The organism is Lentzea sp. NPDC042327 (assembly GCF_040647275.1).
Taxonomy (GTDB): Bacteria; Actinomycetota; Actinomycetes; order Mycobacteriales; family Pseudonocardiaceae; genus Lentzea.
The window spans coordinates 144,475-166,330 of sequence record NZ_JBEZBX010000017.1 but is presented as its reverse complement, the minus strand read 5'-3'; the positions used below and the strand labels follow the sequence as shown (position 1 = coordinate 166,330).

The window sequence follows — 21,856 nt, the reverse complement described above, 5'->3', positions numbered from 1 at the left end:
CTCGGTCCGAAATGCCCGGTTCTGCCTGTCGAGGGCCGCGGGACTGTCGGTCTTCGCGAGGAGAATGAAAGCAAGGGGTCCCCCTTCGCGGGGGACCCCTGCGTCAGCTCGGAGAAGCGGTGGTCTGGGCGTCAGCGGCCGAGCACGCGCAGGATGCGCGGCCGGCGGCGCTTGGCGCGGTCGGCGTCCTTCTTGCTCAGGGTCGCCAGGGCGCGGGCCATCATCAGGTGCTGCATCTGGTCCATGCCGGCACCATAAGCACGGCCGAAACGTTATCTGAAGGTGTGAGTGGCCGTTATCACGCCGTTACCGACCCGGCCGTGAGGCGTCACACCTGGGCGCCGTCGTCCCAGCCCGAGTCCGGCGGCGGGGTGTTGCGCATGCGCAGGATCAGCAGGCCGATGCCCGCGCACAGGGCCACGAGCGACAGCGGCGTGCCCAGGCTCGCGTGCAACCCGAAGAGCCCGGGGGCCACCAGCAGCACGATGCCCAGCACCAGGATCAGCAGCGCCACGATCGTCGAGGCGCGCAGCACCGGGAACGGCGGCGGCTCCGGCGGCACGTAGTGCTCGTCGGCTTCGGACCGGTCGCGGTCGTCGTCCTCCGGTTCGGAGAGCACGTCCTCGGCCGGGTCGTCCCGGTCCTCGGTCCGCGTCCTCACGTCCTCCGTGCCCGCCTCGTCGAGGTCGAGCCAGTCCTTGCCGACCCCGTCCCGCTCGAGACCCGCGACGATCTCGGCAAAGAGCTCGTCGACGTTCTCGGGGCCGTCGGTCGAGTCGCGCCGGGCGTTCATCCAGAGCCTCTCCATGTGCCGCAACCCTCTGACCCCTCATCGTTGCACGGAGCGGATGTGTTGCGGGTTACGGCAGTCGGCTCAGTCACGCCCGTGACGCACAACCGCGGGACTCGTTGTGTGAGCAGCGGTCGGCTCCGTAGGCTGGTTGCCGGGATCAAGGTTCGCGGGGTCTAGGGAGGCGCTTCCCAAAGTGCTGTACTGGTTGATGAAGCACGTCCTCCTGGGACCGGTTCTGCGGCTGTTCTTCCAGCCGAAGATCATCGAGGGCGCCGAGAACATCCCCAAGGAGGGTGGCGCCATCCTGGCGAGCAACCACCTCGCCGTCTCCGACTCGTTCTTCCTGCCGCTGATGCTGTCGCGGCGGGTCACCTTCCCCGCGAAGATCGAGTACTTCACCGGCACGGGGATCAAGGGCAAGCTGCAGAAGTGGTTCTTCTCCGGCGTCGGCCAGGTGCCGATCGACCGGTCCAGCGCCTCCGCCGCGCAGGGCGCCCTCGACACCGGTGTGCGGATCGTGCGCGAGGGCAAGCTGCTCGGCATCTACCCCGAGGGCACCCGTTCGCCCGACGCCCGCCTCTACAAGGGCAAGGTCGGGGTCGCGTGGATCGCGCTGGAGTCCGGTGCGCCGGTCATCCCCGTGGCGATGTTCGGCACGGACAAGGCCAACCCCATCGGCTCGAGGATGTGGAAGCCGCACCCGATCCGCATCAAGATCGGCAAGCCGCTCGACTTCTCGCGCTACGAGGGCCTGTCCGGCGACCGGTTCGTGCTGCGGTCGATCACCGACGAGATCATGTACGCGCTCATGGAGCTCTCCGGCCAGGAGTACGTCGACGTCTACGCGGCCAAGGCCAAGGAGCTGCCCGGCAACGCGTCCGAGCAGGGCGGGAAGGCCGACCGGGTGCCCGAGAAGAAGGCGAGCTGAGCGGCACCCTAGGGTGTCGCGGTGCGGTTCTTCTACGACTGTGAGTTCATCGAGGACGGGGTGACGATCGACCTGGTGTCGATCGGTGTGGTCGACGAGGAAGGCCGCGAGTTCTACGCCGTGTCCACCGAGTTCGACCCCGAGCGCGCGGGTCCGTGGGTGCGGCAGAACGTCCTCAACCAGCTGCCCTCACCCGCGGACAAGGCGTGGCGCAGCCGCGCCCGCATCCGCGAGGACCTGCTCGACTTCCTCGGCGCCCGCAACGCCGCGCGCGACGACGTCGAGCTGTGGGCGTGGTTCGCCGCCTACGACCACGTGGCGCTGGCGCAGCTGTGGGGCGCCATGCCGGCGTTGCCGCGCGCCCTGCCCCGGTTCACCCGCGACTTGCGGCAACGCTGGGACGACGTCGGCCGCCCCAAGCTGCCCGCCCCTCCCGCCGACGCCCACGACGCCCTGGCCGACGCGCGGCACAACCTCGCGCGCTGGAAGGTGATCGAGGAACACCGGCAGAAAACCGGTTTTCCGGTCCGGTAAGTGAGACCCGCATTGCTGCACCGATACAGCTCGTGAAAGTCTGCGTGACACAGAACACGAGAGATGGGGAAGCAGATGCGCATCGGTGTGCTCACTGGCGGTGGTGACTGCCCCGGTCTGAACGCCGTGATCCGGGCCGTGGTCCGCAAGGGCATCAAGGCACACGGCTGGGAGATCGTCGGGTTCCGCAACGGGTGGCAGGGCCCGATCGAGAACCTCACCAAGTCGATCGACCTCGCGGACGTCGAGGAGATCCTGACCCGCGGTGGCACGATCCTGGGCTCGTCGCGCACGAACCCCTACAAGGTCGAGGGCGGTGTCGACCGCATCCGCGAGACCATCGCGGCGAACAACGTCGACGCCATCATCGCGATCGGCGGCGAGGACACCCTCGGTGTCGCCAAGCGCCTGACCGACGACGGCATCGGCGTCGTCGGCGTGCCGAAGACGATCGACAACGACCTCGGCGCCACGGACTACACGTTCGGCTTCGACACGGCCGTCCACATCGCGACCGAGGCCATCGACCGCCTGCGCACCACGGCCGAGTCGCACCACCGTGCGCTCGTCGTCGAGGTCATGGGCCGGCACGCGGGCTGGATCGCGCTGCACTCCGGTCTCGCCGGTGGCGCGAACGTCATCCTCGTCCCGGAGCGCCCGTTCAGCGTCGACAAGGTCGTCGAGCACGTCGAGCGCCGCTTCGAGAGCGAGTTCGCGCCGATCATCGTCGTCGCCGAGGGTGCGATCCCCGAGGGCGGCGCCGAGGTGCTGCACTCCGGTGAGCGCGACGCGTTCGGCCACGTCCGCCTCGGCGGTGTCGGCCAGTGGCTCGCGGAGGAGATCGCGGACCGCACCGGCAAGGAGTCCCGCGCGGCCGTCCTCGGCCACATCCAGCGCGGTGGCACGCCGACCGCCTACGACCGCGTGCTCGCGACCCGCTTCGGCCTGCACGCCGTCGACGCCGTCGCCGCCGGTGACTTCGGCACCATGGTCGCGCTGCGCGGCACCGAGATCGTGCGCGTGAAGCTCTCCGAGGCCACGGCCGAGCTCAAGACCGTCCCGGCCGAGCGCTACGAAGAGGCCGAGGTCTTCTTCGGCGCCTGACCCGGTAGCTCACGGGCAACCGATATATCAGTTGTGCAAAAGACGTTTGCGGACGACCGCAAACGTCTTTTGCATGAGTGGCGATTTGTGCTGGTCAGAAGGCTTTGACGTCGAGGTAGGCGGCGAAGGTGCCGAGCCAGTGGTCAGCCATGTAGCCGTGGCCGCCGAACACGTAGGTCCACCCGGCTTCGCGGTGTGCGGCGGAGGCCGTGCGCGCCAGGTCCGCGTACCGGTGCCCGGCCGGCACCGCATCGGCGATCGCCTCCCAGTTCCAGGCGCGCGACAACGCGAGCCCGGCCAGGTGCGAGCCGTACGGGTCACTGGGGTCGTCGACCGGGAACGGCTCACGCAGCGACCGCCACCGTTCCGCGTCCAGCTCCGGCAGGTAGGCGTCGAGCCAGGCGGCGAACTCGCCGGTGCCCAGCGCGCGCCGCATCAGGTCGGCCGTCGTCAGCGCGGGGGACAGGAAGTCGGCGGCGTCCGGTTCGAACCCGCCGTACGCCTTCTCGTCGCCGTGCCAGCGCAACGCCGCCTCGGCGCACGCGGTGACCAGCTCGGTGTCGCCGTTCGCCTGAGCCGCGTCGAACACCAGCCCGGTCGCGAACGCCGTGTTGCTGTGCGTCCCCGTCCGGATCGGCAACCGGGCCGCCGAGACCCACTCCAGCCACCGGTCGCGCAGCACGTCCGCGATCGGCGCCACCGACCACGGCAGCCCGGACGACCGCAGCTCCGCGTCGAGCAGCAGCAACCACGCCCACCCGTAGGGCCGCTCCCAGTACCGGCCCGCCGGTGAGGCGAAGAACGCGGCCTCCACGGCGCAGTTGTCCTGCGTGATCAGCTTGTCCAGCACGTCCCGCGCCAGGTCCGCGCCCTCCAGCTCCGGCCGCAACCGCAGCAGCCGCACCGCGAGCCACGTCTGGTGCACGCAGGAGTGCCAGTCGAACGACCCGGCGAACACCGGGTGCAGCACCCGTTGCGGCACCAGCCGGTCGTCGTTGTCGATCACGTGGGTCCAGTGCACGGGGTGGTCGCGCTGGACGTTGTCGATCGCGATGGCCAGCAGCCGGGCCGCGGTGCGGTCATCCAATCGGGTGGCATTCATGTGGCAATCATGCAATGTGACGTCTCAACAGGGCAGAGGCCAGCTGCCGCTGCCGATCGTTGACAACTGACAGACGACCGGGCAAAGCCGCTCGTCAACCGGTCGTGGCCGCGGTCGTGATCTTCGGCGGGCGGCTGACAGGGCCGACCCGGTCTCTCAGTGTGGAACAACTAAGCTGAGCAGCGTGAACTGGACCGTGGACGTGCCCATCGACACGCTTCCCGAGCTTCCGCCGCTGCCTCCCGAGATGCGCAAGCGCCTGGACGACGCCCTGTCGCGCCCGGCCGCCCAGCAGCCGGAGTGGCCCGACGCCGAACAGGTGCGTCGTGTGCGGACGGTGCTCGAGAGCGTGCCGCCGATCACCGTGCCCGCCGAGATCGACCGGCTGCACACGCAACTGGCGCAGGTCGCGAACGGTCAGGCGTTTCTGCTGCAGGGTGGTGACTGCGCGGAGACGTTCGCGGACAACACCGAGCCGCACATCCGCGCGAACATCCGGACCCTGCTGCAGATGGCCGTGGTCCTGACCTACGGCGCGAGCCTGCCGGTGGTGAAGGTCGGCCGCATCGCCGGCCAGTACGCCAAGCCGCGTTCGTCGAACATCGACGCCCTCGGCCTGCCGTCCTACCGCGGCGACATCATCAACTCCCTGGTGGCCACGCCCGAGGCCCGTGTCCCGGACCCCGGTCGCATGATCCGCGCGTACGCCAACGCCGGTGCCGCGATGAACCTGCTGCGGGCGCTGACCGGCGCGGGTCTGGCCGACCTGCACCGCGTGCACGACTGGAACCGCGACTTCGTGCGCACCTCGCCCGCCGGTGAGCGCTACGAGGCGCTGGCCGGTGAGATCGACCGCGGCCTGCGGTTCATGTCGGCGTGCGGGGTCACCGACCAGTCGCTGCACGGCACCGAGATCTTCGCCTCGCACGAGGCGCTGCTGCTCGACTACGAGCGCGCCCTGCTGCGCCTGGACACCACCGGTGAGCAGCCCAGGCTGTACGACCTGTCGTCGCACTTCGTGTGGATCGGCGAGCGCACCCGCCAGCTCGACGGCGCGCACATCGCGTTCGCGGAGCTGCTGGCCAACCCGATCGGCCTGAAGATCGGCCCGTCGACGTCGCCGGAGATGGCCGTGGAGTACGTCGAGCGCCTCGACCCGCGGGGCGAACCGGGCCGCCTGACGCTCATCTCGCGCATGGGCAACCAGAAGGTCCGCGACGTGCTCCCGGCGATCGTGGAGAAGGTCGAGGCCAGCGGCCACAAGGTCATCTGGCAGTGCGACCCGATGCACGGCAACACCCACGAGTCGAGCACCGGCTACAAGACCCGCCACTTCGACCGCATCGTCGACGAGGTGCAGGGCTTCTTCGAGGTGCACCGGCGCCTGGGCACCCACCCCGGCGGCATCCACATCGAGCTGACCGGCGAGGACGTCACCGAGTGCCTGGGCGGCGCCCAGGAGATCTCCGACGCCGACCTGGCCGGCCGCTACGAGACGGCCTGCGACCCGCGCCTGAACACCCAGCAGTCACTGGAGCTGGCGTTCCTCGTCGCGGAGATGCTGCGCTCGTAGGTTTCCTGAAGACCGGCTGAAGAACGGAGGGCCCCGCGTCGAGAACGCGGGGCCCTCCGTGTTCTCACGGTCAGAGACCGATGATCGTGATCTCGGTACCGCGGCGCACCTTGCTGCGCGGCTGCGGGTCCTGGTTCACGACGGTCGCGTTGCCGCTCTTGTTGAACTCGACCTTGACCTTGAAGCCGAGGCGTTCGAGCTCCTCCTTGGCCTCGCGGACCTTCTTGCGGGTCACGTCCGGCACCTCGACCTCGCTGGTGTCCTCGAAGAACACCGTGACGCGCTTGCTCGACCCGACCTCCAGCACCGTGTTGGCCGCGGGATCGGTCCGGGTGACCCGCAGGTCGTCGGGGTTGCCGCCGTTCTGGCCCGCCTCCACCGGTTCGAGGCCCAGGCGCTGCAGCTCGGCGAACGCCTCGTCCCTCTTCTTGCCCTTCAGGTCCGGCACGGTCACCCGCGGCGCCGGGCCCTTGCTCAGCACCAGCGTGACCGGCTTGCCGATCTCCAGCGCCGTACCGGGCCGCGGGTCGAGCGCCACGACCTTGCCGATCGGCACGGTCTCGTGGAACGCGTCCTTCGCCGGGTCCTTGGTCGCCGTCAGACCGACCGCCTCGACCTCCTTGGTCGCGACCTCCACCTCGACGCCGACGGTCACGAACGGCACGACCGGCTTGCCCCGCGACACGATGAGCTTCACCGACTCGCTCTTGCGCATCTCGGTGCCGTTGCCCGGCTCGGTGCGGATGACCTGACCCAGCGGCACCGTGTTCGACGGCTCCCGCACGACCAGCGGCGTGAGGTCGGCGCTCGACAGCAACCGGGTCGCGTTCGTCTCCGACTGACCCGACACCTCCGGCACGGTCGTCCAGCGGCCCGCGCTGAGGTACCAGGAGAACAGCCCGGCGATCAGCACCAGCACCGCGGCAACGGACCCCCAGATGGTCATCAGCCGCTTCTTGCGCTTGCGCTCCTCCTCGGCCGCGTCGACCTTCTTCTTGCGCTCAGGGGGGCGCCGGCGGGGCGGTTCGGGCCGCTGCATCGTGCGGGTGGCCGTCGCGGCCGGAGGAGGGCCGGTGTTGACCGTCGTCATCGCCGGCTTGCGCACCGGCGTCGTCGCCTCGGCCACGGCCACCGGCGTCACACCGACGGCCACCGGGACGGGGCGCATCACGACGGTCCTGTCGTTCTCGGGCGCCGTACCGGGAACGGGCACCGGCTGCGGCGTCAGGCCCAGCTCCGCGCCCACGCGTTCGAGCTCGGCGAGGAACGCGTCCGCGTTCGCCGGCCGCAGCGCAGGGTCGCGCCGCGTCGCCTTGCGCACGAGCGTGTCCAGGGCCAGTGGGATCTCGGGGATCGACGGGACGTCCGAGGTCACGTGCCGGTAAGCGACGGAGATGGGGGTCTCGCCGCGGTAGGGCGCCTGCCCGGCCAGCATCTCGTAGAGCACGATCCCGGCCGAGTACACGTCACTGCGCGCGTCCGCCGAACCCGTCTCCACCTGTTCGGGTGAAAGGTAGGCGACGGTGCCGAGGATCTCGCTGTCGCTGGTGATGCCGTTCTCACCGATCGCCCGCGCCAGCCCGAAGTCGGCGACCTTCACCTGGCCGGCCGACCCGATCAGCACGTTCTCCGGCTTCACGTCGCGGTGCACCAGGCCGGCGCGGTGGGCCGCACCCAGCGCGGACAGCACCGGGCCCAGCACGCTGAGCGCCGTGGCGGGAGGGAGCTTGCCGCGCTGGTTGAGCAGGTCGCGGAGGTTGCCGCCGTCGATCAGCTCCATGACCAGGTACACCTGGTCACCGTCGACGCCCTGGTCGTGCACCGACACCACGGCCGGGTGGTGCAGCTGCGCCGACGCACGCGCCTCGCGTTCGAAGCGCGCGACGAAAGCGGGGTCCGCGGTCAGGCGCGGATCCATCACCTTCACGGCGACCTCGCGGTCAAGGCGGGTGTCGCGACCTCGATAGACAGTGGACATGCCACCGCGCGCGAGCACGGAGTCCACCCGGTAGCGCTGCTCCAGCAGTCCACCCATCACGTTCGAAACCGACCTCTCCACAGTGCGAGATGGTAAAGCTCAGGATGACCCGGTTGGCGGAAGGGCGTTCACAGTTGAGTTATGGCATCGTGACCCCCGTGAGTGCGATTCCTGCCGCTGCGGATGTACTGGCTGCCGACCTGGAGGTTCTTCCCCTCCCGGAGGTGGCCGACCGATTGGGACTTCCGGTCACCCGGGTCCACCAAATGCTGCGCGACGGGCAGCTGCTCGCCGAGCGGCGCGACGGCGTCCTCGTCGTTCCCGAAGCCTTCCTCGCCGCCGCGGGGGTGGTGAAGGGGCTGCCCGGCACCATCACGGTGCTGCGCGACCAGGGCTTCTCGACGAACGAGATCCTGCGCTGGCTGTTCGCGGAGGACGACAGCCTCCCCGGCACTCCGATCGAAGCATTGCGCGGAGACCGTGGGCGTGAGGTGAAGCGACGCGCCCAGGCGATGGGCTTCTAGATCACCCGATGTGGCGGTTCCGGGCGTCTCCGCAGACCAGAGGCGTCCGGAACCCCTGACCCGACGTGCCAGCCCGCGACGCCGAACGCCGCCGGGTAACGCCGGCCTCATCCGGTGGACGCTCGGGCGAGCACCACCCGGCCTGCTGTGCCGGCGCTCATTCGTAGCGGGTGGACAGGCCGAACGGGTCCGGCTTCACCAGCGACCTCGCCGCGAGCGCAGACACCAGCAACGCGAAGAACAGGTAGCCCCACGAGTACAGCGCGGTGTCGCCGTTGGGGAACGTCACCAGCAGCAGGAACACCGAGGCCAGCGACACCGCCACCAGCGCGCCCGTGGTCCACGCGAACCCGGCGGCCAGCGCCAGCGGCCAGCTGAAGTACCACGGCAGCGTGGCGGGGGACAGCAGCGCGACCGCCAGCATCGTCACCGCGCCGCGGCGGATGGCGTTGCGGACCTCGCCGTCGCGCGACGCCCACCACTGCGTGTACGCGATCCAGACGAGCACGATCGACCCGAGGGCCCGTGCGACGCCGAGGAAGATGCCGCCATCGACGTAGACGAACCAGTTGACGACCATCCGCACGAAGTCGCCGACCGCGCTCGGGACCGACAGCCAGTTGATGATCATCGACGAGCTGCGCAGCGCCGGGATCCAGCCGAGGCCCACCCCCGCGACGAGCGTGCACGCGAGGAACGCCCCGGCGAACGCCGCCACACCGGGCAGCAGCGCCTTGCGGAACCGGGCGCGCTTGTCGCCCTCCAGCCGCGCCGCCCAGATCCACACCAGGAACGGCACGACCACGACCGCCGTCGCCTTCACCGAGAACGCGAGGCCGAGCAGCACGAAACCCAGCACGTGCCTGCGGTCGAGCACCAGCAGCACACCGGCGGCCATCAGCCCGATCATCAGCAGGTCGTTGTGCGCGCCGCCGACCAGGTGGATCAGCAGCAGCGGGTTGGCCGCCACCAGCCACAGCGCGATCGCCGACTTCCCGCCCAGGTGCCGCGCGATGCCGGGCAGCGCCCAGCACAGCAGCACCAGCCCGCCGGCCAGTGCGAAGCGCATCGCGACGACGCCGAGGATCACGCTCGCGTCGGTCGCCCACACGATCGCCTTCGCGACCAGGATGAACAGCGGCCCGTACGGTGCCGGCGTGTGCTGCCAGACCCAGCTGACGTTGTCGCTCAGGGTGCTCTGCAGCACCGCGGGCCCGACCTCGTACGGGTCGTAGCCGGTCAGCGCGAGCTGGCCCTGCGCGAGGTAGCTGTAGATGTCCTTGCTGAACAGCGGCGGTGCGAACAGCAACGGCAACGTCCACACCGTCACCGCGACCAGCACCGCGAAGTCGCCGATCTCGCCCCACCGCACGAGGCGGCCCAGGCGGACCCACGCCCAGATGACGAGGCCCAGGCCGATGTAGAGCACCATGTTGGCCAGGTCGTGGCCGTGGCCGTAGCGCAGCCAGCTCAGCCCGACCCTCGTGAGCAGCGGGTCCCGTTGCAGGATCGCGCCCGCGCCCATTCCGCCCAGCGCGATCAGCGCGACGCCCAGCAGGCCGAGCATGGTCGTGCGGATGGGGATGGCGTAGGGGTTCTTCTCGAGCACAGCTTCAAGAGGCTCCTGTGGAGACACCTCGGAGCTCGTGCGGGGAAGGGACGGGGTTGCAGCCATCGCCCGAACATCGTTGCACAAGGCGCGGAAGCGTCAGCAAGCAACGGCCCCCACTGGTCACGAGGAGTTAATCAGCGCACACGGCCGACGAGCGGCGGTCGTCCTCAGAAGGTCCGCTTCGTCGAGCTGATCGCGAGCTCGGCGAGCTTCGCGGCGGCCGGTTCCGCGACGGGGGCGTCGTCGAGCGCGGCGAGGGCGCTCTTGGTGAGGTCCTCGATGCGTTCCTCGACGGCGTCGACGGCGCCGACCTCGACGAGCTGGCGGCGGACCTCCTCGACGGTGGCGAGATCGAGGTCCGGCTTGCCGAGCGCGATGTCCAACACATCGGCACCGAACTGCATGCCCAGCGCCACGAGCAGGGTGCGCTTGCCCTCGGCGAGGTCGTCGCCCGCGGGTTTGCCGGTCACCCCGGGGTCGCCGAACACGCCGAGCAGGTCGTCGCGCAGCTGGAACGCGACGCCGATGTCGGCGCCGAACGCCCGCAGCCCGTCGACCAGCTCCGGTGAGCCGCCGGCCATCGCCGCGCCCATGTGCAGCGGCCGTTCGACGGTGTAGGCGGCGGTCTTGAGCCGGTCGATCCGCACCGCCGCGTCCGCCGACGAGTCGCCCCGCGCCTGCGTGAGGACGTCGAGGTACTGGCCGGCGAGCATCTCGGTGCGCATGTCCCGCCACGGCTCGCTCAGCCGGCGCAGCACGTCCGACGGCAGCCCGGCGGCGAAGAGCATGTCGTCGGCCCAGGCCAGTGCGATGTCACCGATGAGCACCGCCGCCGACATGCCGAACCGCTCCGGCGAACCGAGCCAGCCCTGCTCGCGGTGCCGCTCGCCGAACGCGATGTGCACGGTCGGCTTGCCCCGGCGCACCGAGGAGGCGTCCATCAGGTCGTCGTGGATCAACGCGCACGCCTGGATCAGCTCCAGCGAGCTGACCGCGGTGAGCACCTCACCGGCGAGCTCGCCGTCGGGGTCGCCCCCCGCCGCGCGCCACCCCCACCACGCGTAGGTCGGGCGGATGCGCTTGCCGCCGCCCAGCACGAACCCGGACAGCGCGTCCACCGCGCTCGCGAAGCTCGGGTCCATCGCCTCGCCCGACGCGCGCCGGGAGGCCAGGTACGTGGTCAGCGCTTCTTCGACGTGCGCGGGCAGTGCGACGTCGACGGGGTGGTGGGACACCCCTCCATGGTCCGCTGTGTCGGGTGCCACCCGCACGTCGGGGCGACCCCGTCCACATCGTGAGCCACCGTCCCACCAGGCGGACGACCCATTAGGGTGGGGACCATGACGTCGGTGGTGGAGCGGCTGCAGGGGCAGTCCCCCAAGTTCTCGGTCGAGTTCCTCCCGCCGAGGAACGCGGACGACGAGCGCGTCCTGTGGACCGCCGTGCGCGAGCTGGAGGCGTTCGACCCGGCGTTCGTCTCGATCACCTACGGCGCCGGCGGTTCGAGCCGCGACCGCACGATCCGCGCCACCGCCCGCGTCGCCCAGGAGACGACGCTGCTGCCGGTCGCCCACCTCACCGCCGTCGACCACTCGGTGGCCGAGCTGCGCAACGTCATCGGCTGGTACGCGGCGGTCGGCGTGCGCAACGTGCTGGCGCTGCGCGGCGACCCCCCTGGCGACCCGATGGGCGAGTGGGTCGCGCACCCGCAGGGCCTGACCTACGCGGAGGAGCTCGTGCGGCTCGTGCGCGAGCTCGGCGACTTCTGCGTGGGCGTGGCGGCGTTCCCGTACGGGCACCCGCGCTCCGGTGACCTCGCGACCGACGTGAAGTTCCTGGTGCGCAAGCTGAACGCCGGCGCGGACTACGCGGTGGCGCAGCTGTTCCACGAACCGGAGCCGTTCCTGCGGATGCGCGACAGCGTGGCGGCGACGGGCTGCACGGCGACGTTGCTGCCGGGGATCATGCCGATCCTGTCGCCGCGCGCGCTCACGAAGATCGTGGAGCTGTCCGGCGCCGACCTGCCGGTGGAGCTGGCACGCCGGCTGGACCGCTACGCCGACGACCCGGCCGGGTTCCGCGCGACCGGCATCGACATCGCCACCGAGATGTGCCGGCGCCTGCTCGACGAGGGCGTGCCGGCGCTGCACTTCTACACGATGAACCGGGCCAAGGCGACGCGCGAGGTCCTGGGCCGCCTGGGCCTGGTGACGCGCGCCTAGACCGTCACGTTGCGCTTGTGCGCGAGGAGCGCGAGCACGACGACGATCAGCGCCGCACCGCCGGTGAGACCCGCGACGAGCAACACCCAGCCGAGGAACGAGCTGGAGTTCTCGCCCGCGTACTGCACGGTGGCCTGCAGCATCGACGCCTGACCGGGTTTCGGAGACCACGCGATCGTGTTGTTCTCCTCCTCCCGGCCGTTGGTGTTCACGACCCGGCCGGGGAAGCTGACCTTGACCTGGATGTCCGCGCGTTCCACCGGCACCTGGGTCAGGTCGACCGAGCCCGACAGCGTGACCAGGTCGCCGGAGCGCCGGAAGTTCAGGCTGTAGCGGCTGTTCGACGAGCTGGTGGCGGTGGAGAGCGTGCGCATCTCCTCGAACGACAACCCGTTGAAGAACAGCTGCGTGCCCGCGTACGACTCCACCCGGTACGGCTTGGTGGTGACGCGGCTCGCGAGCTCCGGCGGCACCTTGAGCTGGGGACCGGGGTCGTTGTCCTGCGTGGGCGGGGTGGCCGCGACGATCTCACCCGAGACGCGGTCGTCGTCGGACACGGCCATCGCCGCGTACACGCGAACGCAACCGCTCAACGAGAACAGGGTGAGCAGCAGGAAGACCGGCACGAGCAGTGCCGAGGATCTACGCACGGCGGACATCCTGCCAGGACGGCCGGGACGACGCAGTCCCTCCTTTGGTCGTGAGCTTGACTAACTACCTTTTGGCGTCGATCACCGCGAGGTAGCGTCTGCGGCCATGGCATCCGTGCACGACATCAGCAACAAGTTCGTCACCGACCACGTGGCGCTCGACCCCATCACGGCCACCAGCCTGGGCTTCGCCGGTTCCGACGACCAGCTGACGGACTTCTCCCCGGAAGGGCACGCGGCACGCGACGAGGTCGCCGCCCGCGCACTCGCCGACATCACGGCCGCCGACCCCGCGGATGCTTCCGAAGCGGCGGCGAAAGCCGTGTTCCAGGAACGGGTCGGCCTCGAACGCGAGCTGTACGCCGCCGGCCTCACCGAATCCTCGCTGAACGTGATCGCGAGCCCCATCCAGTCGGTGCGCGACATCTTCGACCAGATGCCGACCGACACGCCCGGGCAATGGGCCACGATCGGGCGGCGTCTCGCGGCGGTACCTGCCTCCCTGTCCGGTCTGCGGGCCTCGCTGTCGGCCGCCGCGGCCCGCGGGAACGTGTCCGCGCTGCGCCAGGTGACCAAGGTGGCCGACCAGTGCGACACGTGGGCCGGCACGTTCTTCGGCTCCTTCGTCGCCAAGGCGGACGTCCCCGGCTCGGTGCGCGCCGACCTCGACTCCGGCGCCGCGGCCGCGTCCGCCGCTTACGCCGACTTCGCCTCGTTCCTGCGCACGTCGCTGGCACCGCTCGCACCCGAGAAGGACGCCGTCGGCGAGGAGCGCTACCGCCTCGGCTCCCGCTACTTCACCGGCTCGAAGCTCGACCTGGCCGAGGCCTACGCGTGGGGCTGGGAGGAGTTCCTCTCCATCGAGGCGGAGATGAAGGAGGTCGCGGCACGGCTCAAGCCCGGCGCCTCGCTCGCGGAGACGGCGGCGTACCTCGACGAGCACCCCCGCTACCAGGTGCACGGCCAGGACGGCCTGCGGGCGTGGATGCAGGAGCTGTCCGACAAGGCCCTGCTCGACCTGCGCGACGTGCACTTCGACCTGCCGGACGCGCTGATGAACCTCGAGTGCAAGATCGCCCCGCCCGGCGGTGGCGTCGGCGCCTACTACACGCCGCCGACCGCGGACTTCTCCCGGCCCGGCCGCATGTGGTGGTCGGTCGCCGAGGGCAAGACGGTGTTCCCGACGTGGCGGGAGACCTCGACGGTCTACCACGAGGGCGTGCCGGGGCACCACCTCCAGTGCGCGACGGCGGTGTACCAGTCGGAGAGCTTGAACGACTTCCAGCGCCTCATGTGCTGGGTGTCGGGTCACGGCGAGGGCTGGGCGCTGTACTCGGAACGCCTCATGCGCGAGCTCGGCTACCTCGACGACGACGGCGACCTGCTCGGCATGCTCGACGCGCACCTGTTCCGCGCCGCCCGCGTCATCATCGACATCGGCATGCACCTGGAGCTGGAGATCCCGCAGGGGACCGGGTTCCACCCCGGTGAGCGCTGGACGCCCGAGCTGGGCCTGGAGTTCATGCTCACCAGGACGCTGACCGAGGCCGCGCACGTCCACGACGAGATCGACCGCTACCTCGGCTGGCCCGGCCAGGCCCCGGCGTACAAGATCGGCGAACGCCTCTGGCTCGCCGCCCGCGAGGACGCCCGTGCCCGCAAGGGCGCGGACTTCGACCTCAAGCAGTTCCACCAGCAGTCGCTGGAGATGGGCTCGATGGGCCTCGACACCCTCCGCGAACGCCTCGCCGCGCTGTAGCCGCGTTCAGCAAGCGATGTGCGATGTGCGATATCCGGTATACCGGCGTGAGCACCGGCTGCGCCCAGCTCACTGATATACCGGATATCGCACATCGGTGGTGTGCAACGCCACACCGGTCAGGACACGGCGGCGGCCCACCGCACGCGGACGCGGTTGGTGAACGGGTCGGCGTCATCGGTGCGCACGAACTCCAGCCACGGCCCGCCGGCCTCCGGCCGCACCGAGGCGAACCCGTCCCCGCTGCGCACCACCGGGTGCCCGGTCGCCCGCGCCGCCGCGAGCGGGTCGTGCGCGTCGACGACCACCGCCGCGATCGCACCGGTGTACTCGGGACGAGGTTCGAGCACGCAGAACTCGTTGCCCTGCGGGTCTCTCAGCACCACCCACGGCACATCGCGCTGTCCGACGTCGGCGTGCTCGGCACCCAGTTCCACCGCCCGCGCCACGATGTCCGCCTGGTTCTGCGGCGAGGTCGACGCCAGGTCGAGGTGCACCCGGTTCTTCTCGATCTTCGGCGCGTCGCTCCACACGAACGTCAGCTCGACCTCGTCGCCCGCGAGCTCGGACCAGAACGCCGCCAGCGCGGAGGGATCTGCGGCGTCGAACGTGATTTCCACTCATACGAGGGTACTGTCTCGCGGGTGACGAAGCTGGTGCTCGGACCGCTCCTCAGGTACGTCGACTCGACCTCGGCCACGGTGTGGGTCGAGACGGACGCGGCGTGTGAGGTGACCATCGCCGGCCACACGGCGAGGACGTTCCAGGTGGGCCGCCAGCACTACGCCCTGGTGCGCATCGAGAACCTGGGGCCCCGCACCGAGTACGACGTCCGGCTCGACCGCGAGCTGGTCTGGCCGGAGCCGGGCAGCGACTTCCCGAAACCGGTCATCCGCACCGGCCGGGTGCGCCGCATCGCGTTCGGTTCCTGCCGCGCCGCCCCCGACCAGCCGCTGGGCCCCGACGCCCTCGACGCCTTCGCGCAACGGCTGATGCGCCAGCCGGAGGAGGAGTGGCCGCAGGCGTTGCTCCTGCTGGGAGACCAGGTCTACGCCGACGAACCGACCGAGGGCACCAAGCAGTGGCTGCGCGAGCACCGCCGCGGTTCGGAGGAACCCGACGGCGAGGTCGTGCACTTCTCCGAGTACGCCCGGCTCTACCACGAGACCTGGGGCGACCCGGAGATCCGCTGGCTGCTGTCGGTCGTGCCGACGTCGATGATCTTCGACGACCACGACGTGCGCGACGACTGGAACACCTCCTCCGCCTGGAAGCAGCGGATGCAGGACAAGCCGTGGTGGCGCGACCGCATCCGCGGCGCGCTGTCCTCGTACTGGGTGTACCAGCACATCGGCAACCTCGCCCCGGACGAGCTCGCCCGCGATCCCTTGTACGCCAAGGTGAAGGCACAGGGCACCGACGTGCAGCCGATGCTGGAGGAGTTCGCCGAGCAGGCCGACAAGGAGAACGAGGGCCGCAAGTCCACGCGGTGGAGCTACCGGCGCGACTTCGACCGCATCCGGCTGCTGATGATCGACACGCGCTGCGGTCGCATCCTGGAGGACGACCGCAGGCAGATGGTCAGCGACGCGGAGTTCGAATGGCTCGAACGCAACTCCGAGGGCGACTACGACCACCTGCTGATCGGCTCGTCGCTGCCGTGGCTGATGCCGCACGCCCTCAGCCACTTCCAGTCCATCAACGAGGTCGGCGCGCGCAAACCCGGCTGGCAGGGCAAAGCCGCCGAGCAGGTCCGCCAGGTGCTCGACCTGGAGCACTGGCCCGCGTTCCGCGAGTCGTTCGACCGGCTGACCCGGATGATCCGCAACGCGGCCGACAACGGCTGCGCCACCGTGAACGTGCTGTCCGGCGACGTCCACCACAGCTACGTCGCCGAAGCCGACTTCCCCGTGCCCGCCAAGGCAACGGTGACGCAGCTCGTGTGCTCGCCGGTGCACAACGAGGCGCCCAAGGCGTTGCGCCCGGCGTTCCGGCTGTCGTGGTCACGCGGCGCCGGACGGGTGTTCCGCCGGCTCGCCACGTTCGCCGGTGTGCCGGAGGACGTCGTGCGGTGGCGCAAGACCACCGGCCCGCACTTCGGGAACTCCGTGGCACTGCTGGACTTCGACGGCCGCCGCGCCCGCTACCGGCTGATCTCGGCAGCGGGCGGGGAGACCGCCTCGGTGTCACTTGGTCGCGAGCCGCAGTAGCGCCCACAGCTGCGCGATGGCGTCGTGGTCGCCGTAGACCTCGATCATCCGGTCGGGCAGGCGACCCCACAGCCAGCGGTACATCGTCATCGGGCTCGCCGTCACCAGTGCGTCGGCGTGGTCGGCCTCCTCCGGTTCGACCCGCCACGCCGAAGCGCCCTGCGGCCCGCACCGGGTGAGCCACACGTGGTCCTCGACGCGCACGGCGACCAGCTCGTCACGCGACCCCCGCACACCGAGGGTGTCGAGCTTGTGCCCCAGCCACAACGTGAGCACCTCGTCGACGCCGTCGAGCGCGACCTCGTCGCCGACCGGACCGGCCGCCATGCCCGCGGCGCCCTGCACGTCCATGCGGTGCACCGTGGTCTCGTGCGCGAGCCGGCGCCGCCAGAAACCGTAGTTCCGCTGTTCGGGCCACCACGTCGCGCACGGCTCGTCCTCGTCGTGCGCGGCGAGCTCCGCGATCACGGCCTCGGCGCCCGAACGCGTGAAGTCCAGCAGGTCCTGCCCGTCCGCGGGGTGGCGCTGCCACTGCCGCGGCTCCTCCCCGACGCGCAGGTACTCCGACGTCCAGTGGTAGCCGCTGCCGACGTGCCGCACGGTCTCGCCCAGGTTCAGGCCGGGACAGGCGGGCACGCCCTTGTGCGTGGGCTGGCCGAGCGCGGACATGACGAGCAGATCAGCCTCACGCCGCAACACTTCCAGTGCGTTCACCGCCTGCCCTCGTTCATCACGTGACCCACCAGACCGACGAACTGCTCGGTCTGCCTCACCAAGTCGTCGGCCGTGCGCGCGTTGACGTGGCGTGTGATCCCCGCGAGCACAGCGGCGCGCGTCGAGGACCACTCCGCGAAGAACGCCGCCCACTCCCGCATCTCCGGTGCTATCGCGGCAAGCAACACCCACGCGCTCGTAGGCCTGGAACGCCCGCGGTGCGGGCGTCCGCGCAACGCGAGCACCGCCGCCGCGGCGCGCAGAGCGGCCAGGTAGGCGGCGGCGAACCGCTCCGGTGGGTCGGGGGTGCGTTCCGCCTCGGCGAGCGAGTCGCGTGCCTGCTGCAGCAACGCGAGCGCTGAAGCGGGGGGCAAGGGGATCGGGAAGGCTGGTGCTGACATCTCGGCCTCCTCGTGGCGTCGGTGAACGACGTCTCCGCCGAGGGGAAGCCGGCGGCTCTCGGAGGTGGGGTGCTTCCCCCACCCCACCTCCGAGGCATTGTGCGACTCGAACACATGTTCGAGCCCTCTCCAGCGTAGCTCCCGGCCGATGGATTCCTCAACCCGGCCCACCGCTCAGCGCCCGCTCGTGGTCTGATGGTGTGGTGAGTGCTGTCGAAAACCCTGCGGAGCACCCCGGGATCCGCAAAGTCGCCGCCGCTCTGCCGCCCGCCGCCGCGGCGCGCATCGTCGTGCTGTCCGACGCGGTGCGCACGGCGGCCGCCGCAGCCGAGGCGGTGGGGGTACCGGTGGGCGCGATCGCGAACAGCCTGCTGTTCGCCGCCGTCCGCGACGGCGTCGCGACCCCGCTGCTGGTGCTGACCTCCGGCGCGCACCGCGCGGACACCGCGCTGGTGGCCGGGCTGGTGGGCGCGGACGCGGTCAAGCGCGCCGACCCCGACTTCGTGCGCGAGCACACGGGCCAGGTGATCGGCGGCGTCTCCCCGGTCGGGCACCCGGCGCCGATCGAGACGCTGGTCGACGAGTCGCTGTCGGGCTACGAGGAGGTCTGGGCCGCCGCCGGGCACCCCCGTGCCGTGTACCCCACGACGTTCGCGGAGCTGGTCGAGCTGACCGGCGGCCGCGTGGCGGTGGTCGCGCAATGACCGCGTCGCCACGCCTGGAGCGCATCGTCGAGATGAGCGCCGCCGAGCTGAACGTGCGACTGAGCGAGGCGCTCGAGCTGTACGTGACCGCGATGAACTACCCGCCCGGCACCGTCGAGCAGCGCGCCCCGATGTGGCTCGCGCACATGATGCGCGAGGACTGGCGCTGCGTGGTCGCGGTGGGGGAGCAGGACGAGCTCGTCGGCATCGGCTACGGCTACCGCGGCGCCACCGGGCAGTGGTGGCACGAACAGGTGCGGCGCGGCCTCATGGCCGTCTCGTCGCCCTCGGTCGTCGACGAGTGGCTCCAGGACTACTTCGAGCTCACCGAGCTGCACGTGCTGCCGCGCGCCCAGGGTCGTGGCCTCGGCGAGGAGCTGCTGCGCAGGCTGCTGGACGGCGTTTCCTCCTCGCGCGTGCTGCTGTCCACCCCCGAAGGCCCGAGCAAGGCGTGGAAGCTGTACCGCCGCGTCGGGTTCCAGGACGTGCTGCGGCACTACCAGTTCACCGGCGACCCGCGCCCGTTCGCCGTGCTCGGCCGGATTCTGCCGGTCACCTAGCTCTACGTCGTCCCACTTCCCGGCCGCAGCACACCTCGTGCTGCGGCCGGTTGCGTTTGCCTGTGACCCACCCTACTCTCACCAATATGCAATATATTGGATATGGGTCGCTGAAAGAGCGAGCTGCGGCAGAGATCAGGTCGGCGATCGTGCGCGGCGACCTCGAACCGGGCACCGCCATCAAGGACGTCGAGCTGGCCCAGAAACTCGGCCTCTCCCGCACCCCGGTGCGCGAAGCCCTGGCGACCCTCACCGACGAAGGCCTCGTCGAGACCAAACCACACGCCTACACCCGCGTCACCGCACTGGAAGCAGAACCCGTGCGCGACGCCCTCGTCGTCGTCCAGACGATGCACGCCCTCGCCGCCGGCCTCGCCGTCCCCCGGATGACCGACGACGACTTCACCGCCATGCACACCGCCAACAAGGCGTTCAAGAAGGCCCTCGACGCCAACGACGCCGTAGCCGCCCTCGCCGCCGACGACGAGTTCCACGCCGTCGCCGTCCACCGCTGCGACAACTTCGCGATCACCGCCACCATCGACCGCTTCACCCCACTCGTCCGCCGCGCCGAGCACAACCGCTTCTCGTCCCCCCACGCCCGCCACTCGGTGACCCAGCACCAGCAGATCATCGAGGCCTGCGAACGACGCGACGACAAGCAGGCCGCTCTTCTCGTGGACGAGAACTGGGGCACCCTCCTGGAGGAGCTGTGAACAGGTTCCCGCTGCTCTTCGGCCCGTCCCCGGTCCACCGCCTCGACCGCCTGACCGCCCACCTCGGCGGCGCCGCGATCTGGGCCAAGCGCGAGGACTGCAACTCCGGCCTCGCCTACGGCGGCAACAAGACCCGCAAACTCGAGTACCTCGTCGCCGACGCCCTCGCCACCGGCTGCGACACCCTCGTCTCCATCGGCGGCATCCAGTCCAACCACACCCGCCAGGTGGCCGCCGCAGCCGCCCGCGCCGGCCTCAAAGCCGTGCTGGTGCAGGAAAGCTGGGTCGACTGGACCGACACCGGCCACGACCGCGTGGGCAACATCCTGCTGAGCCGCATGATGGGCGCCGACGTCCGCCTCGTGAACGCCGACTTCGGCATCGGCGTCAAACCCGCCTGGGAACAGGCCATCAACGACGTCCGCGCCGCCGGCGGCACCCCCTACCCGATCCCGGCAGGCGCCTCCGACCACCCCTTGGGCGGCATGGGCTTCGCAACCTGGGCCGACGAGGTCCGCGAACAAGAAGCCCAGCTCGGCGTCTTCTTCGACACCATCATCGTCTGCTCGGTCACCGGCAGCACCCAGGCCGGCATGGTCGCCGGCTTCGCAGGCGACCCCAACCGCCGCGTCCTGGGCATCGACGCCTCCGCGAAGCCCGCGGAAACCCTCGCCCAGATCACCCGCATCGCCCACAACACCGCCAAGCTCCGCAACACCACGGTGTCCGAAGAGGACATCCTCCTCGACGACCGCTTCCACGCCGGCGTCTACGGCCTGGCCGACGACACCACCCTCGACGCCATGCGCCTCGGCGCCCAGCTCGAAGGCATGATCACCGACCCCGTCTACGAGGGTAAGTCCCTGGCCGGCCTCATCCACCTCGTGAACTCAGGCGAGATCGACCGCAACTCCACCGTCCTCTACGCCCACCTCGGCGGCCAACCCGCACTCAACGCCTACAGCTCCCTCTTCCCGGCCTGATGCTCGTTGCCTGTCACTCCAACGGGTGAACCTTGTCCTGATCCGCCCTGTCTGTCGTCTTCTTCCACATGCACCCGCCGAACGATGTCCTGATCCGTCAGTTCGCCCGCCCGCAATGCGGAGGAACGCGGGGGTGCGGCCAGGGTTCGGATTTGAGGTGAAGAGGAAGGTCGACGAGCAGACACGGTTCGAGCCAGCTGACGGAAGCCGGGTCAGCACGGCCAGTGCCGAGTGAGATGGGTGGAGTTGCAGGGCGGGTGAGATGTCAGCGCGGGTTGTCGACTGTGGACTGTCGTCGATGAGTGGGTGGCATCTGCGACGTGGTGAGTCGGGAGTGCTCGGCTCGGCGGGCTGGGCTCGGCGGTAGCGCAGGATCGGGTGTCGCACTTGGATTGGAGATCGTGCTGGGTGAAGCGCGCCCATCGAGTCAGCCAACGCTGCTCGGGTCGGCATCAGCAGGCTTGTTGAGCCGGACCGGGTGATCGGGCACCAGCGGAAGTTTGCTGGCTGCACCTGACCAATCGCACTCGGCCAAGTGGTGCCGCGCCAAGCCGTGCGTGCCTGCTCGCGCCGCGCTCCGCTAACCCGCACCTTTCTGTCACGCCGCACTCCGGACGACCTGCGCCCGGCCGGCCTGCGCCCCTGCCAACCCGCACCCCTGCCAACCCGCGTCCCGCCAACCTGGACCCTCGCCACGCCGCGGCCGGGCCAATCCGCGCCCCGGCCAACTCGCGCCCGGCCACAGCCGCGCGCCACCCATGCTGCCTACGCCAATCCGGCTCTGGGGTG

At 70.4% G+C, this 21,856-nt stretch carries 21 protein-coding genes; 12 read left to right on the top strand and 9 right to left on the bottom strand.

Annotation, left to right across the window (positions count from 1 at the left end; translation table 11 throughout):
• Nucleotides 1–328: 328 nt before the first annotated feature.
• On the bottom strand, nucleotides 329–808 hold the full coding sequence (locus AB0A63_RS34105) for a hypothetical protein (RefSeq protein WP_360398568.1): 480 nt from the start codon (nucleotides 806–808) through the stop codon (nucleotides 329–331).
• Between the two features lie 178 nt (nucleotides 809–986).
• Here AB0A63_RS34105 and AB0A63_RS34100 point away from each other — a divergent pair, with 178 nt between their 5' ends.
• The 3 genes from AB0A63_RS34100 (at nucleotide 987) to AB0A63_RS34090 (ending at nucleotide 3,359) form a co-directional block, all read left to right on the top strand.
• Nucleotides 987–1,721 carry a lysophospholipid acyltransferase family protein gene (locus AB0A63_RS34100; RefSeq protein ID WP_360398566.1) on the top strand — a complete coding sequence of 245 codons (735 nt, stop codon included), beginning with the start codon at nucleotides 987–989 and terminating at the stop codon, nucleotides 1,719–1,721.
• Between the two features lie 21 nt (nucleotides 1,722–1,742).
• A complete protein-coding gene (locus AB0A63_RS34095) occupies nucleotides 1,743–2,255 on the top strand; it encodes a polyadenylate-specific 3'-exoribonuclease AS (RefSeq protein WP_360398564.1) in 513 nt (170 codons plus the stop codon).
• 75 nt (nucleotides 2,256–2,330) lie between these two features.
• Complete coding sequence (locus AB0A63_RS34090) at nucleotides 2,331–3,359, top strand: 6-phosphofructokinase (protein WP_360398612.1); 1,029 nt, start codon at nucleotides 2,331–2,333, stop codon at nucleotides 3,357–3,359.
• A gap of 94 nt (nucleotides 3,360–3,453) precedes the next feature.
• On the opposite strand, the gene AB0A63_RS34085 is transcribed toward AB0A63_RS34090, so the two are convergent.
• Complete coding sequence (locus tag AB0A63_RS34085) at nucleotides 3,454–4,461, bottom strand: DUF2891 domain-containing protein (RefSeq protein WP_360398562.1); 1,008 nt, start codon at nucleotides 4,459–4,461, stop codon at nucleotides 3,454–3,456.
• Between the two features lie 184 nt (nucleotides 4,462–4,645).
• On the opposite strand from AB0A63_RS34085, the gene AB0A63_RS34080 reads away from it, so the two are divergent.
• On the top strand, nucleotides 4,646–6,034 hold the full coding sequence (locus AB0A63_RS34080) for a class II 3-deoxy-7-phosphoheptulonate synthase (RefSeq protein WP_360398560.1): 1,389 nt from the start codon (nucleotides 4,646–4,648) through the stop codon (nucleotides 6,032–6,034).
• Between the two features lie 70 nt (nucleotides 6,035–6,104).
• Here AB0A63_RS34080 and pknB read toward each other — a convergent pair whose 3' ends face one another.
• A complete protein-coding gene (pknB, locus tag AB0A63_RS34075; RefSeq protein WP_360398558.1) occupies nucleotides 6,105–8,093 on the bottom strand; it encodes a Stk1 family PASTA domain-containing Ser/Thr kinase in 1,989 nt (662 codons plus the stop codon).
• Nucleotides 8,094–8,170: 77 nt separating this feature from the next.
• Here pknB and AB0A63_RS34070 point away from each other — a divergent pair, with 77 nt between their 5' ends.
• The gene (locus tag AB0A63_RS34070) at nucleotides 8,171–8,536 is read left to right on the top strand and encodes an Rv2175c family DNA-binding protein (RefSeq protein ID WP_360398556.1); all 366 of its coding nucleotides are present in this window, start codon (nucleotides 8,171–8,173) and stop codon (nucleotides 8,534–8,536) included.
• 157 nt (nucleotides 8,537–8,693) lie between these two features.
• Here the strand turns inward: AB0A63_RS34070 and mptB are convergent, their stop codons facing one another.
• Both mptB and AB0A63_RS34060 read right to left on the bottom strand, forming a co-directional pair.
• Nucleotides 8,694–10,145, bottom strand: coding sequence for a polyprenol phosphomannose-dependent alpha 1,6 mannosyltransferase MptB (mptB, locus tag AB0A63_RS34065; RefSeq protein ID WP_360398554.1), 1,452 nt, complete (start codon nucleotides 10,143–10,145; stop codon nucleotides 8,694–8,696).
• A 170-nt stretch (nucleotides 10,146–10,315) separates the two neighbouring features.
• Entirely contained in the window at nucleotides 10,316–11,332 is a 1,017-nt protein-coding gene (locus AB0A63_RS34060; RefSeq protein ID WP_360398610.1) for a polyprenyl synthetase family protein, read from the bottom strand.
• 156 nt (nucleotides 11,333–11,488) lie between these two features.
• Here AB0A63_RS34060 and metF point away from each other — a divergent pair, with 156 nt between their 5' ends.
• A complete protein-coding gene (gene metF, locus AB0A63_RS34055; RefSeq protein ID WP_360398552.1) occupies nucleotides 11,489–12,370 on the top strand; it encodes a methylenetetrahydrofolate reductase [NAD(P)H] in 882 nt (293 codons plus the stop codon).
• Here metF and AB0A63_RS34050 read toward each other — a convergent pair.
• On the bottom strand, nucleotides 12,367–13,020 hold the full coding sequence (locus AB0A63_RS34050) for a DUF3153 domain-containing protein (RefSeq protein ID WP_360398550.1): 654 nt from the start codon (nucleotides 13,018–13,020) through the stop codon (nucleotides 12,367–12,369). The two genes, metF and AB0A63_RS34050, sit on opposite strands and share 4 nt — an antisense overlap.
• 106 nt (nucleotides 13,021–13,126) lie before the next feature.
• On the opposite strand from AB0A63_RS34050, the gene AB0A63_RS34045 reads away from it, so the two are divergent.
• A complete protein-coding gene (locus tag AB0A63_RS34045) occupies nucleotides 13,127–14,779 on the top strand; it encodes a DUF885 domain-containing protein (RefSeq protein ID WP_360398548.1) in 1,653 nt (550 codons plus the stop codon).
• 119 nt (nucleotides 14,780–14,898) lie between these two features.
• Here the strand turns inward: AB0A63_RS34045 and AB0A63_RS34040 are convergent, their stop codons facing one another.
• The gene (locus tag AB0A63_RS34040) at nucleotides 14,899–15,399 is read right to left on the bottom strand and encodes a VOC family protein (RefSeq protein WP_360398546.1); all 501 of its coding nucleotides are present in this window, start codon (nucleotides 15,397–15,399) and stop codon (nucleotides 14,899–14,901) included.
• 24 nt (nucleotides 15,400–15,423) lie between these two features.
• Between AB0A63_RS34040 and AB0A63_RS34035 the strand changes: the two genes are divergently transcribed.
• The gene (locus AB0A63_RS34035; RefSeq protein WP_360398544.1) at nucleotides 15,424–16,989 is read left to right on the top strand and encodes an alkaline phosphatase D family protein; all 1,566 of its coding nucleotides are present in this window, start codon (nucleotides 15,424–15,426) and stop codon (nucleotides 16,987–16,989) included.
• Here AB0A63_RS34035 and AB0A63_RS34030 read toward each other — a convergent pair.
• The gene (locus tag AB0A63_RS34030; protein WP_360398542.1) at nucleotides 16,966–17,703 is read right to left on the bottom strand and encodes a maleylpyruvate isomerase N-terminal domain-containing protein; all 738 of its coding nucleotides are present in this window, start codon (nucleotides 17,701–17,703) and stop codon (nucleotides 16,966–16,968) included. The two genes, AB0A63_RS34035 and AB0A63_RS34030, sit on opposite strands and share 24 nt — an antisense overlap.
• Complete coding sequence (locus tag AB0A63_RS34025; protein WP_360398540.1) at nucleotides 17,700–18,104, bottom strand: SAV_6107 family HEPN domain-containing protein; 405 nt, start codon at nucleotides 18,102–18,104, stop codon at nucleotides 17,700–17,702. Before AB0A63_RS34025 ends, AB0A63_RS34030 begins: the two co-directional genes overlap by 4 nt.
• Nucleotides 18,105–18,307: 203 nt before the next feature.
• On the opposite strand from AB0A63_RS34025, the gene AB0A63_RS34020 reads away from it, so the two are divergent.
• The 4 genes from AB0A63_RS34020 (at nucleotide 18,308) to AB0A63_RS34005 (ending at nucleotide 21,067) form a co-directional block, all read left to right on the top strand.
• On the top strand, nucleotides 18,308–18,808 hold the full coding sequence (locus AB0A63_RS34020) for a YbaK/EbsC family protein (RefSeq protein WP_360398538.1): 501 nt from the start codon (nucleotides 18,308–18,310) through the stop codon (nucleotides 18,806–18,808).
• Nucleotides 18,805–19,368, top strand: a complete 564-nt coding sequence (locus AB0A63_RS34015) for a GNAT family N-acetyltransferase (protein WP_360398536.1) — start codon at nucleotides 18,805–18,807, stop codon at nucleotides 19,366–19,368. The genes AB0A63_RS34020 and AB0A63_RS34015 overlap by 4 nt, the downstream gene beginning before the upstream one ends.
• Nucleotides 19,369–19,454: 86 nt before the next feature.
• Nucleotides 19,455–20,084, top strand: coding sequence for a GntR family transcriptional regulator (locus AB0A63_RS34010; protein ID WP_360398534.1), 630 nt, complete (start codon nucleotides 19,455–19,457; stop codon nucleotides 20,082–20,084).
• Nucleotides 20,081–21,067: a 1-aminocyclopropane-1-carboxylate deaminase gene (locus AB0A63_RS34005; RefSeq protein WP_360398532.1), complete on the top strand. Its 987-nt coding sequence runs from the start codon at nucleotides 20,081–20,083 to the stop codon at nucleotides 21,065–21,067. Before AB0A63_RS34010 ends, AB0A63_RS34005 begins: the two co-directional genes overlap by 4 nt.
• Nucleotides 21,068–21,856 lie beyond the last annotated feature (789 nt).

Bases quoted from the DNA above. Each gene is read 5' to 3' on its own strand.
- AB0A63_RS34010 (WP_360398534.1), top strand. From the start codon at position 19,455: ATGCAATATATTGGATATGGGTCGCTGAAAGAGCGAGCTGCGGCAGAG.
- AB0A63_RS34085 (WP_360398562.1), bottom strand. From the start codon at position 4,461: ATGAATGCCACCCGATTGGATGACCGCACCGCGGCCCGGCTGCTGGCC.
- AB0A63_RS34090 (WP_360398612.1), top strand. From the start codon at position 2,331: ATGCGCATCGGTGTGCTCACTGGCGGTGGTGACTGCCCCGGTCTGAAC.
- AB0A63_RS34015 (WP_360398536.1), top strand. From the start codon at position 18,805: ATGACCGCGTCGCCACGCCTGGAGCGCATCGTCGAGATGAGCGCCGCC.
- AB0A63_RS34105 (WP_360398568.1), bottom strand. From the start codon at position 808: ATGGAGAGGCTCTGGATGAACGCCCGGCGCGACTCGACCGACGGCCCC.
- AB0A63_RS34045 (WP_360398548.1), top strand. From the start codon at position 13,127: ATGGCATCCGTGCACGACATCAGCAACAAGTTCGTCACCGACCACGTG.
- AB0A63_RS34025 (WP_360398540.1), bottom strand. From the start codon at position 18,104: ATGTCAGCACCAGCCTTCCCGATCCCCTTGCCCCCCGCTTCAGCGCTC.
- metF (WP_360398552.1), top strand. From the start codon at position 11,489: ATGACGTCGGTGGTGGAGCGGCTGCAGGGGCAGTCCCCCAAGTTCTCG.